10 protein-coding genes and 1 rRNA gene are annotated in these 13842 nt (G+C 44.5%); 7 read left to right on the top strand and 4 right to left on the bottom strand.

All coding sequences use genetic code 11. The annotated features are described in order from the left end of the window. Window positions 1–995 precede the first annotated feature (995 nt). On the bottom strand, window positions 996–1655 hold the full coding sequence (gene yihA, locus Q4Q49_RS21585; protein ID WP_312000405.1) for a ribosome biogenesis GTP-binding protein YihA/YsxC: 660 nt from the start codon (window positions 1653–1655) through the stop codon (window positions 996–998). Between the two features lie 168 nt (window positions 1656–1823). Here yihA and Q4Q49_RS21580 point away from each other — a divergent pair, with 168 nt between their 5' ends. The 5 genes from Q4Q49_RS21580 to hemN all read left to right on the top strand — a co-directional run bounded on the left by Q4Q49_RS21580 (window position 1824) and on the right by hemN (window position 6733). After that, complete coding sequence (locus Q4Q49_RS21580; RefSeq protein ID WP_106648819.1) at window positions 1824–2447, top strand: cytochrome c; 624 nt, start codon at window positions 1824–1826, stop codon at window positions 2445–2447. An 816-nt stretch (window positions 2448–3263) separates the two neighbouring features. After that, complete coding sequence (locus Q4Q49_RS21575) at window positions 3264–3902, top strand: class I SAM-dependent methyltransferase (RefSeq protein ID WP_107950056.1); 639 nt, start codon at window positions 3264–3266, stop codon at window positions 3900–3902. A gap of 90 nt (window positions 3903–3992) precedes the next feature. Next, window positions 3993–4553 carry a Der GTPase-activating protein YihI gene (gene yihI / locus Q4Q49_RS21570; protein WP_006079359.1) on the top strand — a complete coding sequence of 187 codons (561 nt, stop codon included), beginning with the start codon at window positions 3993–3995 and terminating at the stop codon, window positions 4551–4553. 74 nt (window positions 4554–4627) lie between these two features. After that, window positions 4628–5095, top strand: a complete 468-nt coding sequence (locus tag Q4Q49_RS21565) for a DUF2489 domain-containing protein (protein WP_312000404.1) — start codon at window positions 4628–4630, stop codon at window positions 5093–5095. Window positions 5096–5356: 261 nt separating this feature from the next. After that, window positions 5357–6733 (top strand): oxygen-independent coproporphyrinogen III oxidase, encoded by a 1377-nt coding sequence (gene hemN / locus Q4Q49_RS21560; protein ID WP_006084752.1) that lies wholly within the window; start codon window positions 5357–5359, stop codon window positions 6731–6733. 94 nt (window positions 6734–6827) lie between these two features. Here the strand turns inward: hemN and add are convergent, their stop codons facing one another. Beyond that, window positions 6828–7823, bottom strand: a complete 996-nt coding sequence (add, locus tag Q4Q49_RS21555) for an adenosine deaminase (protein WP_312000403.1) — start codon at window positions 7821–7823, stop codon at window positions 6828–6830. Between the two features lie 210 nt (window positions 7824–8033). Between add and Q4Q49_RS21550 the strand changes: the two genes are divergently transcribed. Beyond that, window positions 8034–9845 carry a DUF885 domain-containing protein gene (locus Q4Q49_RS21550; RefSeq protein WP_312000402.1) on the top strand — a complete coding sequence of 604 codons (1812 nt, stop codon included), beginning with the start codon at window positions 8034–8036 and terminating at the stop codon, window positions 9843–9845. Between the two features lie 95 nt (window positions 9846–9940). Next, entirely contained in the window at window positions 9941–10924 is a 984-nt protein-coding gene (locus tag Q4Q49_RS21545; RefSeq protein ID WP_312000401.1) for an alpha/beta fold hydrolase, read from the top strand. Here the strand turns inward: Q4Q49_RS21545 and Q4Q49_RS21540 are convergent. Both Q4Q49_RS21540 and rrf read right to left on the bottom strand, forming a co-directional pair. Beyond that, window positions 10881–13331 carry an EAL domain-containing protein gene (locus tag Q4Q49_RS21540; RefSeq protein WP_312000400.1) on the bottom strand — a complete coding sequence of 817 codons (2451 nt, stop codon included), beginning with the start codon at window positions 13329–13331 and terminating at the stop codon, window positions 10881–10883. The two genes, Q4Q49_RS21545 and Q4Q49_RS21540, sit on opposite strands and share 44 nt — an antisense overlap. A gap of 288 nt (window positions 13332–13619) precedes the next feature. Beyond that, window positions 13620–13735, bottom strand: a 5S ribosomal RNA gene (gene rrf / locus Q4Q49_RS21535). Window positions 13736–13842 lie beyond the last annotated feature (107 nt).

Below are 13842 nucleotides of genomic sequence, written 5' to 3'. Positions count from 1 at the left end.
TACTGAGCCCCTTTTATCACTGTGCGTCAATTATCTTTTAACATTACAAATCCGATGATTAAGTCAATAAAAACTGCATCAGCAGCACAATGTATGACTCCAACGAAGCAATCTCGACTCCGCACGTATTAGATCGTTAAGTTCGGCGCAACTTAACTACCGACATAATGCATGACTCACAGCCAAACAATCTTTACCTGATACATGTGGCAGTAGAGTTCATCGATGCACTGCTGCCGCAGCAGATGAATATTAAAGGGGGTGATTTACTCGAATTGAAACTGGATTCAAGTGAGCTGTATACACTTAAGAGCGCCATAGAGGTTGTTCTCTCACGCGTACACTAAAACTTTAAGCCGGATTTAGAGTAAAAACATTAAATCTCAAATATTGATCTCTTTTGTATATAAATTTCTGATTATCCCGCTAAATCAGCCGACTATGCATTTTTAATGAAATTTTAAGATCAATTTAAGATGCTTTTTCGCTCACAACCTGAGATCAAGCGCACATAATTACCCCTTTTTTGAAAAAACTGTTTTCCATTTAAAGATAAATGAAGTAATATTCTCTGCGTAGGGTACAGAGGTTAAGATGTTCTATCTTTCAGACCTTTATTTCACTTATAGTGATGAGCCAAATTCTGGCGCCTCAGCAACTTGTTTGCTGAGGCTTTTTTTTTGCTCTTTTTTCAAACTTAAAGTAAATTTTAGAGTATTTACTTTAATAAAAAGTAAATTGGCTGTATGCTAGTTTCATTGAGAACCATTGAAGCTAATTTGGTGGTGCTTGAGTCTTGTTGAATTTAGCTTCTCCCCAAAAGAGCTAATATTTTTGGCCGGTGACACTGTCATCGGCTATTTTTTTGCCTGAAATTGACGAAAAGTTAATAGGGATAAAAGCTTAACAAGAGGGAAAGATAAGGAAAATTACAGTAAGAACAGAGAGGCGGCATACACAGTCAAACTCGACCATGTACGCCAAAACAGGCAATATTATTCAGCGTTGTTCGCCGCATCTAACTCATCGGTCAACCATTGCGGATGACACCATTCATTTAGAATAGCCAGCACTTTAGGCTTACCGGTTCCTTTGAGCGATGAGAAAGGCTCAACTTGTACCCAGTCACCAAACTTACTCAACGCCAGACGCACTTCATTTACGGTTTTCATCTTAGCGCTTTGAGCTAATTTGTCTGACTTGGTCAGCAAAGCTAACACAGGGATTTCACTGGCAACCGCCCACTCGATCATCTGCATATCGAGATCTTTTAGTGGATGACGTATATCCATCAAGACAACCACGCCACTTAAACAAGCGCGTTTTTGCAAATATTCACCTAATGCCTGCTGCCATTTATTTTTCAACGCAAGCGGGACTTGTGCAAAACCATAGCCAGGTAAGTCAACTAAACGACGCTGAGCATCTAACTCAAATACGTTAATTAATTGAGTTCGGCCAGGGGTTTTACTGGTTCTTGCTAAACTTTTTTGCTCAGTTAATGCATTGAGTGCACTAGACTTTCCAGCATTAGAGCGGCCAGCAAATGCAATCTCAACTCCAACATCGCCGGGCAGATATTGATCCAAATGTGCAATGTCAGGTGCACTGATTAAAAACTTTGCCCTACGAAAATCTATACGAGATTCAGTCACTATTTACTCCGAAATTTTTCTACGCAATACCATAATTTATGAAGAATTACTTACTTTTCCACGTTTTCGTGTAAAATATTACTCCGATCACATTAATCATATTTTACCACGCTTGCGGGTCACCCTAGTAAGCTCAGGATAATAATCTTAACCAGAAGTTGGAACGCCATGAAAAAGCTAGCTCTTGCGCTGTCTGTTGTAATTGCCGCCATATCTTCACCTGCGATTGCTGAAGGTAATGCTGAAGCGGGAAAAACGAAAATCATTGTCTGTTCAGCCTGCCATGGTATGGACGGTAACAGTATGATCGATATGTACCCTAAACTTGCGGGCCAACACGCCACTTACCTCCAAAAGCAACTACATGATTTCCGTAGTGCAGCGCAAACTGGCGGTAAAGACGGTCGTATGGATCCTATCATGAGTGGCATGGCAATGCCTCTAAGCGATCAGGATATTCTAGACATTACTGCATATTTTTCTAGCCAAGCAATCCAAGTGGCTGAAGCAAAAGATATCCCTGAGTTAGGCGCTAAACTTTACAAAGGTGGTGATGTTTCCCGTGGTATTACCGCTTGTATGGCATGTCATGGCCCAGATGGTAAAGGCGCTGAACTTGCAGGCTTCCCAACATTGGCTGGCCAACACGCCAACTACATCAAGATCCAACTGACAAAATTCCGTGAAGCGGGTCGTCATAATGACCTGAACGGCATGATGCAAGATGTGGCTAAAAAGCTAAGCGATAGCGATATCGACGCACTATCTAAGTATCTTTCTAGCCTGAAGTAATCTTAGTCAGTTAAGAAAGGGGTGTATTATCACCCTTTTTTTACACCACCAAGTTGACGTGAACGTAAACTGCATAAGATTCATGCTTGACATAGATCACAGATTTCGGTTTAATAAGCCCCGTACCGAGATAAACCCATCTGTTTGTACAAAAAGATTAATAATAACTTACAGGTTTCGGTATAATTAACATTCAAGATATAAGAATAAAGACACTCAATAACAATAATATACTTAAGACCACTCTCTAATAATAACAAGAGTCGTGATTTCCACTTGAAATCCAGGTCAGCACAATTTTGTAAGGTATGGCCGATAACGCCAATTTGCTTCTAGCAAAACGCCTTACACTCAGGGTAACTTGCCCCATCAGGACACAGTTTACATGATGTAAACTGTCGCAAAGGAAGCGATAAGCTTAGGATGCACTGGCTGGATGCTTGTTATCACTGGAAGGTACTTAAGTAACACGGATGGTTAACTAAACGTCAATGATGACGATGCTATACAATGATGTGTCGCGAGACCATCTACGGAAACTGTGGTCAGGATGGCGACAGAAAAAATAAAGTGTCTGGAAGACCGTTAACAAAAATAATGCAGGGAAAGCAGTAAAAAAAAGAAGGATACCGACCGGGAAAGTCGCATAGCAAGTATGGATACTTGGAATCAGGATAAGGTGCTAAAGCACCCTTTGTAAGGCGGCAGTTTAACTGCCGCCTTTTTTCTTTTGTAACACACCCTAGTGTCTAAAATGTGCACTCGACCAATATAATTGGTACAATCAAAGCCTTAATAACCAGTTCAGCAGACTCAATGCCCAGATGCCCTCTTTGTCATAACAGTCAGACACAACTCCTTCATCAAGATAAAAAGCGGAGTTTTTATGTTTGCAAGACATGTGAGTTAACCTTTGCGGATGCCAATAGCCATTTACCACCCGCGGCAGAGAAACAAAGATACGGTCGTTCACGCATAGCGTTGAAGCAAAAGCAGCTATCGCAATTTATTTTGCCGCTGTTAGCGCAATTAGAGCAGCAGCAAGCTGGTCGTTTATTAGGATTGAATTTTGGACGCATACTCGATAATGAGAGTCTGGCGACCATAGAAAATGCGGGCCACAAGTTAAACCAATACGATCCCTTTTTTGCCCCGAATCATGATGTGTTAAAGCAAGAATATGATTTTATCTGCTGTTATCGCGTTTTTGAACATTTTCAGTACCCAATAAAAGAGTGGGCCTTACTCTCTCGACTACTGCATCCTGGTGGTTGGTTAGCGATAAGCACACCGTTACTGACTGAATTAGATGGTTTTGCTAAGTGGCATTACAAGAACAACCTCACCCATGTGAGCTTTTACCAGCGACAAACCTTCGAGTACCTAGCAAACAATAGCGATTTTGAACTATTATTTGCCGCAAAGGACCTCGTTTTGATGCAAAAAACATCATAATCTGATATAACACTCGGCCTAATTTCGCACCTTGTAGACAAGCTCAACCTTAGTCTACGGGGCCATACGTTGTAAACAATTGAGAAGACCATGTCTCGTAGCAAGAAAACACGCAAGGGCGGCGAGAACAGCCCTAAGTTACAGCCAAGAGTGAAGAAGCAAGATCGCGCTGTAGCGACTGGCAAACGTAAAGATTCTGGCAATAAATCAGGCAGTCGTCATAACGAAAGCTTAATTTTAGCGCAAGCGCCGCAACAGCAGGCCGCGAAGAAAAAAGACCCGCGTCATGGCAGCAAAAAGCCTATTGCTTTAGCGATTCCAGCGGCAGTGGTTACAGATAAAGCCGCTCAGCCAAAAGTGAAACAAGCTAAGCTGACTGACGAACAAAAACTGCTGAAATTGGAAGAAGATCCAAGACTAAATCAGCTGTTAGATATGCTGGAAGAAGGCCGTGATCTCAACGATGTGGATCAAAAATGGTTAGATCAACAGCTAAATAAGATTGAAGCTCTGATGGTTAAACTCGGCATTAGCGACGATATGGATGATGACGCACCTTCATCACCAGCTAAGTCTTTGTCTGACGATGAGTTGTTCGACAAGTTCGAATCAGGCGCTGACTTACTGAAAGATTATCAAGACAAGTTCTAAACCTCTCAGTGCTAAGGCATAGGGAACTCAGTTTTTTAGCTGTGCTCCTTATGCCATTCATATAAGGAGTCTCTGTGTCTACGGCTATCATTATTCTCGGTTTTATCATCATAGTAGCGCTTAGTAGCTACGCCACCTTCTTAATCCTAAAACTCAAGCAGCAAAAAAAGCGTCAGCAGGCCGAACAAGCCGAGCGTGAAGTCACGGCGAATGCAAAACGCGCCCAAGTTTTAGATGATATCCGCTATATCGCCACAGCCATGATTGAAGACCGCTGTGAGATCTCTGAAGGTGTGGTCAGAATTGGGCGATTATTTGAAATCCTGTCATTGAGTGAGCGCGTGGCTCCCTATTACCCTTCATTATTCAAACACTTTGAGCTAATTAAAGATCATCCCATCATGGATGCTCGCCAAGCCTTGCCTAAGCAAGAAAGGATGAAGTTAGACTTGATCAGAATGAAGTCCGAAGCGGCATTAGAGCAAGGCATTAGTGATGACGCGAAAAAACTGGCGGATTACCAAGCCAAAGCGATGCATTAAACCCGCTCATTGTTATACCTCAAGACTACTTATGTTGTGGTTTTGAGGTCATCTCGATAAAACCCACTCAAATCTTACTCTGCTTTCTCCCGTGAGCCTGCGCACAAAACCACCACATATCGACAGACAAGCGTACTTTTTTGATAGATATTGCGTAACTTCTAAAAAGACAGACGTCATTTTTACAACCTAGATCAAGGTTATTTACTTAAGAACCTTGCATACTTCGCTTGTTGCTAATTTACCCACGGAGGACACGCCTTGAAGCAGCCCACTCAGATTAGCTGGGATCAGTCGATGATCGAAAAGTATAACTACAGCGGTCCCCGTTATACCTCTTACCCAACGGCATTGGAGTTCGATGACACATTCACCGAACAAAACCTGCTGACGGCCATTGAAAATAGCAAAAGCGATAAACTGTCGCTGTATATTCATATCCCGTTCTGCGCCAAGCTTTGTTATTACTGCGGCTGTAATAAAGTCATCACCCGCCACCAACACAAAGCCGATCAGTACATTGAATATTTGAGCCAAGAAATTATCAAACGTGCGCCCCTGTTTAAACATTACAGTGTGACCCAAATGCATTGGGGCGGCGGTACACCTACGTTCTTAAATCCTGAGCAGATTCTTAAACTTACGTCATTGATTAAAGCTAACTTTAACTTTGCGGAAGAAGGCGAGTACTCAATTGAAGTCGATCCTCGCGAGATAGAACTGTCAATGCTCGACACGTTGAAAGAAGCGGGTTTTAACCGGATCTCCATCGGCGTACAAGATTTCAATAAAGAAGTACAAATTGCCGTTAATCGCGAACAAGACGAGCAATTTATCTTCGACTTGATGGCCAAAGCGAAAGCCATGGGTTTTGTGTCGACCAACATAGATTTAATCTATGGTTTGCCACACCAAACGCCAGAAACCTTTGCCGTCACTATGCAGCGCGTTTTAGATTTATCGCCTGACCGTCTGTCGGTATTTAACTATGCTCACTTACCTGCGCGCTTTGCTGCACAACGTAAGATCAAAGACGAGCATTTACCTTCGCCAAAACAAAAACTCGAAATGCTGCACCAAACTATCGAGACCTTAACTGGCGCGGGCTACCAATATATCGGTATGGACCACTTTGCTAAACCCGATGACGAGTTAGCCAAGTTACAGCGTGAAGGCAGACTGCACCGTAACTTCCAAGGTTATACCACCCAAGAAGAATGCGATTTGTTAGGTCTTGGCGTGTCATCCATCAGCCAGATTGGCGACTGCTATGCGCAAAACCAGAAAGATATCCGCCCTTACTATGAAGCCATAGATAAGGAAGGCCATGCTTTGTGGAAAGGTTGTAGCCTGAACCGTGACGATGAAATCCGCCGCGTAGTGATTAAACAGCTGATTTGCCACTTCGAACTGGATATGGCGAAAATTGATGAAAAATTGGGGATTAACTTCGAAACCTATTTCGCGGAAGATCTTAAGTTAATGCAGACATTTATCGATGACAAGTTAGTTGAAATCGTCGACAGACAGATCACTATCAGCCCAACTGGCCGTTTATTGATCCGCAATATCTGTATGTGCTTCGATCTTTACTATCGTCAAAAAGCACGTCAGCAACAGTTCTCGCGCGTGATCTAAAGCGCATATAGCTGCACTCGTGAACGCTCATAAAAAAATCCGACTCTAGAGTCGGATTTTTTATTTATAGCTATTTTTATTAATGACTCAGAGCTTATACCTTAGCGGCATACAGCGCTTTGCGCTCACTGTCGGATAAAAACGCCATTTCAACGCCGTTGCGTTGCACCTGCGCTAACTCGGCATCGGTTAATTTGAGTTCAGCTTTAGCAATACGATACTCATGATTAATATCGATAGCGCTCACACCGGGATCATCGGTATTTAAGTTGATCAATACGCCTGCATCCATAAAAGTTCTAAAAGGATGGTCAGCGTAAGAAGCGACAGTAGAAGTATGCAAGTTACTGGTTGGGCAAGATTCGATACCAATACGGTGCTTAGCAAGATATTCCATCAACTTAGGATCGTGAATCGCGTTCACCCCGTGACCAATTCGCGTCGCGCCAAGTTCTTGAATCGCTTGCCACATACTTTGTGAACCCGCGGCTTCACCGGCGTGAGCCGTAATCGCCAGTTCAGCATCACGAACACGTTTAAAGTGATCGTTAAATAACTCGCCAGGGAAGCCCATTTCATCTCCAGCTAAGTCCATAGCCACGAGATGTTGTTTATGGGCGAGTAAGCCTTCAAGTTCTTGAGTACAAGCGGCTTGACCGAATGAACGTGACAAAATACCAATCAAATTGATCTTCACGTTATAGTCTTTTAAGCCCGCTTTAACGCCGTCGACTACCGCTTCAACTACGCCTTCAATCGGTAACTTATGGTTCATCGCCATATAGTAAGGACTAAAACGTAACTCAGCGTAATCTAAGCCAGACAACGCCGCATCGGCAACGTTTTCATAGGCAACGCGTTTAACCGCATCCAAGTCAGCGAGTACGCCAACCATCCAATCGAGCTTCTTTAAGAAGGCGACTAAGCTAGTTTCTTTCCCCTGAATTTGCACAAAAGGTGCGAGAGTCTCTAAAGAATCGGCAGGTAGCGCAATGCCGTGTTGGTGTCCTAGTTCCCAAATGGTGTTTACTCGCACATTACCGTCTAGGTGACGATGCAGATCCACCAATGGAATGGATGTATCAATCATATTTAACCCCTATTTGAACTACCCAGCCAATGCTTTTGTTATTTGGTCGCGGGCGGACACTAAGTTTAACACGCATTTTCAGGGGCATTTATGCGCCAAACGCATTTAAATTCACATTCAGTCACAATTCTGCTTAATATCCATACAAGGAACTGCCGTATTCATCAGGCATAATGACTTCAATAACAAAGAAAATATCAGAGATCGACTATGCATAAACTCTTAACCCCCAGTTTATTGATATGCGCATTAAGCGCCTGCAGTGCCACTCAAATCACAGAAAATAGCCAAACCGCAGCGCCACAGGCAATATCGACAACACAATCGCAAGTTGAGCCCATAGCTCCCGCGCTGCAGGCGATTATCGACCAAAGCTGGCAATTACAGCTCAGCGCGAGTCCTGAAATGGCTTACAGCATGGGTGATGCCAGTGCCGCAGGAAAGTTATCGGATCTCTCGCCAGCTGCGCTCGCTAAGCTCAATCAAGGCCAAATCGCAGTATTAGCGCAGCTCAAAGCACTCGACCGCAGCAGTTTGAGTAAAGAAGATAAGATTAACGCTCAAATACTGGAAGATCAGATCCAAAACGATGTCGACCTGTATCGCTTTAAAGATTATTACTTGCCCATTACCGCGGAAAGCGGCTTCCACGCTTATATCACCTCAATCGCACAGGGAAGATTCAACACCCTTGAGGATTACCGCAACTATATTGCCAAACTCAATGCACTCCCGACCTATTTCGCCCAGCAAACTCACTGGCTGAAACAAGGATTAGCCGAGGGAATAACGCCGCCTAAAGTGACACTCAATGGCTTTGAAGACAGTATCAGTGCTTATATCGTCCCTGTGGAAAAGAGCGGTTATTTCAAACCTTTTACCCAATACCCCAGCTATTTCACTGAAGCACAAAAAACTCAGCTGACCCAAGAAGGTCGCGCCTTAGTCGAGCAAAAAGTCCTACCGCTATATCAAAACTTCTATGATTTTATGACCAAAGAGTACATTCCCAATGCACGGGAAAATATCGCGGCCAGCAGCTTACCTAACGGTGCTGAGTTTTATGAGAATCGAGTTCGTTACTATACGACCTTGAATATGACGTCGGCAGAAGTGCATGAGCTGGGCTTAAAAGAAGTTAAGCGTATCCGCCAAGAGATGGAGCAAATCATCAAGTCCGTTGGCTTTAAAGGCAGCTTTGCCGACTTCTTACATTTCCTGCGGACCGATGCCCAGTTCTACACCACAAGTGCCGATCAGTTACTCAAAGAAGCGGCATTTATTGCCAAAAAAGCCGATGCCATGCTGCCTAAATACTTCGGCAAACTTCCCCGTAAACCCTACGGCATAGCGCCAGTGCCCGCCGAAATTGCGCCGAAATACACCACGGGACGATATTCAGGATCGAACAGCGATGACGAACCCGGTTACTACTGGGTCAACACTTATGCATTGGACAAACGCCCACTCTACGAGTTAGAAGCTTTAACTTTGCACGAAGCCGTACCCGGTCATCATCTGCAAATATCACTCAACTCTGAGCTAACGTCACTCCCTGACTTCCGTCGTTATGGCTATATCTCTGCCTTCGGTGAAGGCTGGGGTCTGTATTGCGAATACTTAGGTTTGGAGGCTGGCTTCTACCAAGATCCCTACAGTAACTTTGGCCGCTTAACCTATGAAATGTGGCGGGCGGCGCGTTTAGTCGTAGACACAGGCATGCATGCCCAAGGGTGGAGCCGTCAACAAGCCATCGACTTTATGGCCAGCAATACCGCGCTATCACTGCACAATGTCACGACCGAAATTGACCGTTATATTTCGTGGCCAGGACAAGCTTTGTCCTACAAGATTGGCGAGTTAACGATCAAGCGGTTACGTGCTAAAGCAGAACAGGAACTCGGCGATCAGTTTGATATTCGCGCCTTCCACGATGCTGTGCTCGAAAATGGCTCAGTACCTATGTCGATCCTCGAACAGCAAATCAATGATTTTATTGAAGCTAAAAAGGCGACACGCTAAGTTAATCACAACCATGGGAGTCGGTATTTTCAGACTCCCATGGTTGTCTGTTACACTCTAGCAAACCATTCAAGCCAAATGATTTGCGACTGAGTATGAGCCAAGCCAAAGCGACATTTTCGACTGAACACGATTTAAATACCTCAGAGCAGCAAGCCTTCTGGCAAAGCGTTGTTCAAGACACGCTGATCACAGCTGATGGCATCACGCTGGCCTATATGATGGTCAAACATCCCCAAGCGCATACCGCAATCGTTCTCAGTAATGGCCGAGTTGAATCCTATTTAAAGTACCAAGAATTGGTCTTCGACTTGTACCAACAGGGTTACTCTGTTTATGCCATCGATCACCGTGGCCAAGGATTGTCGGATCGTATGACAATCAATACGCACATGGGCCACGTGCGAAGATTCAATGATTATATCGATGATTTTGCACTGTTTATGCAGAAGAAAGTGTTACCGCAAAACGACAAACAACTCATGCTACTTGGCCATTCAATGGGTGGCGCGATTGGCACTTTGTATCTCAAACAGCATCCCGATATTTTTACCGCCGCGGCATTTTCAGCGCCCATGTATGGCATCAAATTACCTATGCCAAAAGCATTCGTGCGCTGGTTAGCAAGTAAGCTCGATACCACTCTCAATGGCGGCGAACCTAACTATGTGCTTGGAGGACAGAACTATAAACCGGTTCCCTTCAAAGGAAATGAGCTAACCCATTGCCAAAGTAGATACCAAGCCTATCGAGACTTGTATGACGCGGCCCCTAAGTTACAACTCGGTTCCCCAACTAACCGTTGGTTGACAGAATCTTTAGATGCAGCAGACACTTGCGTACTGGCAACGGCGCAAATTCGCACGCCGATCCTGATACTGCAAGCGAGTGAAGATAAGATTGTTGATAATGCGGCCCAAAATCTTGCGGTGAGCACTCATTGCCAATTGAAGGTGATCGCAGGGGCTGCCCATGAGATTTTTATGGAAAAAGACGCCTATCGGAACCAAGCCTTAAATTATGCGCTCGACTTCTTTAAACGCTTCGCAATAAAGGACGAGGACAAACAAGCTGGATAAAGTCCGCTTGGTTTAGCGCTCGGCTGAATAAATAGCCCTGATAACCATCACAGCCAAATTCAACAAAGGCTTGATAGTGTTGGGGTGATTCAACGCCTTTAGCCACCACATGCAAATTAAACTGCTGCGCAGAGACAATTAACGCCTTCACTTTTTGTGGCATTGCGGCTAATGAATCAATACAACTCATATCCAATTTAACCGCAACTAATGGCTGGTTAGCTAAACAACTCAAAGCACTCGAGCCAGAACCGAAATGATCGAGGACGATGCCTATCCCTGCATTAACTAACTTAGACACGCGCTCAGCCACAAACTGTGGTTGCATTAACAATGCGGCCTCATTGAGCTCAATACCCAATTGATGAGCCACAATGCCATGCTCTTTAACTAACGCAACCAATGCATCAACAAAATCTGCCTGACCAAATGAGAATGCACTGATATTAAGAGTTAAAGTCGGTAAACTCCGGCCTTGGGCATGGGATGTCTGAATAAACTGACACACACGTTTAGCGACCCAAAGGTCGAGTTCAGCAATCATTCCTCCCTGTTCGGCTAACGCTACAAACTCTGCAGGTGGGATAAACTCGCCATCGGCACGATACCAACGCGTGAGCACTTCAGCCGAGACCAATTCACTGTGCGCATTCATCACAGGTTGGAACATTAACGTCATGCTATCTTGCTGTAATGCTGTCTGTAATTCCTGTTGTAACTGTTCATCACGGCTCTGACGTAAATCCATCTCAGCATGATAGAAAGCGCATCCCGCTTGCCCTGGTCGCTTAGCACTCAAGGTTGCTAGCTCGGCGCGGCGCATGACTAAAGCTGGATCTAAGGTCTCTATGCTGTCGAGCAAACAAATCCCCACATTCGCGCTGAGCTCAAAGTGATGATGACCGTAATGGAATGGTCGAGCAATCACTTGCCTTAACTCACTCGCAAGCGCTAAAGCACGACGCGCAGCCACTGAAGCATCAATCGCTAAGTCTTTCGCCAGCAAAACAAAATCACCGGACTCCAATCGACCAACGGTAATATTCTCAGTGAAATAACTCGATAGACGTGCAGCCACTTGCGTGAGTAAGCGCTCTAATTCGTGGGAGTTTAGAGTCGCGACCAAGCCTAATCTATCCATCTCAACAAGCAGCAATGCTCCCCATTGACCTGAACTATTACCTTGGGTTAAAAATTGCGACAGTCGCGCCATAAAGACATCGGGTAACATCTTGCGCCCCGTAACCGATTGATCCACAAGTTCATTAATCGCAGCATGGTTCTTGGCACTTTCTGACACATCCATATGAATGCCGATCATCCGAGTCGGACGTCCTTGAGGGTCCCAATCAACCAACATGCCGCGATCCAGCACCCACACATAATGCCCCTCTCTATGTCGCAGGCGATGGACACTTTCAAATTCCTTACTCTTACCGCTAACGTACTCCTGCAAAGCATCAAGTACGATATCCCTATCATCGGGATGTAACCGCGTTTCCCAAGTCTGGAATACGCCCGCTAATTCATCCGGTGCATAACCGATCATCTCTTTCCAGCGATCAGATAGAAAAACCTCACCCGTGCTGATATCCCAATCCCAAATACCGTTCCGCGAGCCTTCCACCGCAAACAGCCAGCGCAGTTCACTGTCATTCAACTGTTTCACAGCACGACTCAAACGTTCATGTACCTGTTGCAAACTGGCTTGCAATGATAAGACTTCTGATGAGCTCCAAGGGATCGATGTCGAAAAGGAAGAAGTCCCTACCTGTTTAGCGGCCTCACTTAATATTTGGAATGGACGGATCAACAGGAAATAGAGAATGAAGGTAAAACCAATGAGTAATAATCCACCCAGCCCCCAAACCCGCATAAAACGTTGTTGTAACTTAGCGGAAGCTTCGGCAACTAAAGGCGCTAAATCGGCTTCAAGATAAATCAAATCAACCGCACCACCATACTGAGGCAAGACGGGATAATATGCTTGAATGGTTAAACGTTCGAGATTAACGAGAATTTGTGGCAGGAAAGCCTGAACCACAGCACGATGACGAGTAGCATCATAACCATCAATGACTTGCATGGCATTGCTATCGCGCCAAACAGTATGGTTTGCAAAACGAATACGGCTATCAGCATCAACTAAGATATAAACCATAGTGCCCATATCCAGCGCAGCTAAAGAAACCTCCTGCTCGATCCGCTCCACATCCTGTAAAGCCTGCGCCGATTGAACCACATTCTGCATCCGGAACAACTGCTGCTTTATCAGTGTCGATTGTCGCTGCGCCAATTCAGCCCGCACTTGATCGCTTTCAAACAGGTACTCGCCTATGACCAACACTAAATATAGTGTCAGCATACACAGAGGGAGCAGTACCGCGAGCGAAAGCTTACGAAGCATAGGCAACAGACAGCCTTTAACAAAAATGTGAATAGTTTTGTATGCTAACGGGAAACTAACCACTAAGCAAAAGGACTTATCAAACTAAGCGAGATCTTGATGTAAATAATCAACTTAGAGTATAAAAATCTGAAATAAAGGAAGGAAAAAACGTAAAGAACTAGCGAAATGACCAGAGCTAAAACGAATAGAACAATGTTCTGTATTAACGCTGATTTAACAAATTGCAGACGCAAAAAAGCCAGCTTATTCAGCTGGCTTCGTTACATCTCAATGAGATAATTAGGCGCTTGGCAATGACCTACTCTCACATGGGGAGACCCCACACTACCATCGGCGCGTTTGCGTTTCACTTCTGAGTTCGGGATGGGATCAGGTGGTTCCACAAGGCTATTGTCACCAAGCAAATTCTGTTTATTACCGTGTCCATCTCTGGCTCACGCTAATAATAATTCGGAAAGCTGATTTTTTTGAGTCTTTAACTTTATCAAGTGTCGATATTCTGTCTAAG

This window comes from Shewanella sp. SP1S1-7 (assembly GCF_031932105.1).
GTDB lineage: Bacteria > Pseudomonadota > Gammaproteobacteria > Enterobacterales > Shewanellaceae > Shewanella > Shewanella baltica.
The sequence above is the reverse complement of the archived record's forward strand: the minus strand, read 5'-3'. Positions and strand labels throughout refer to the sequence as shown.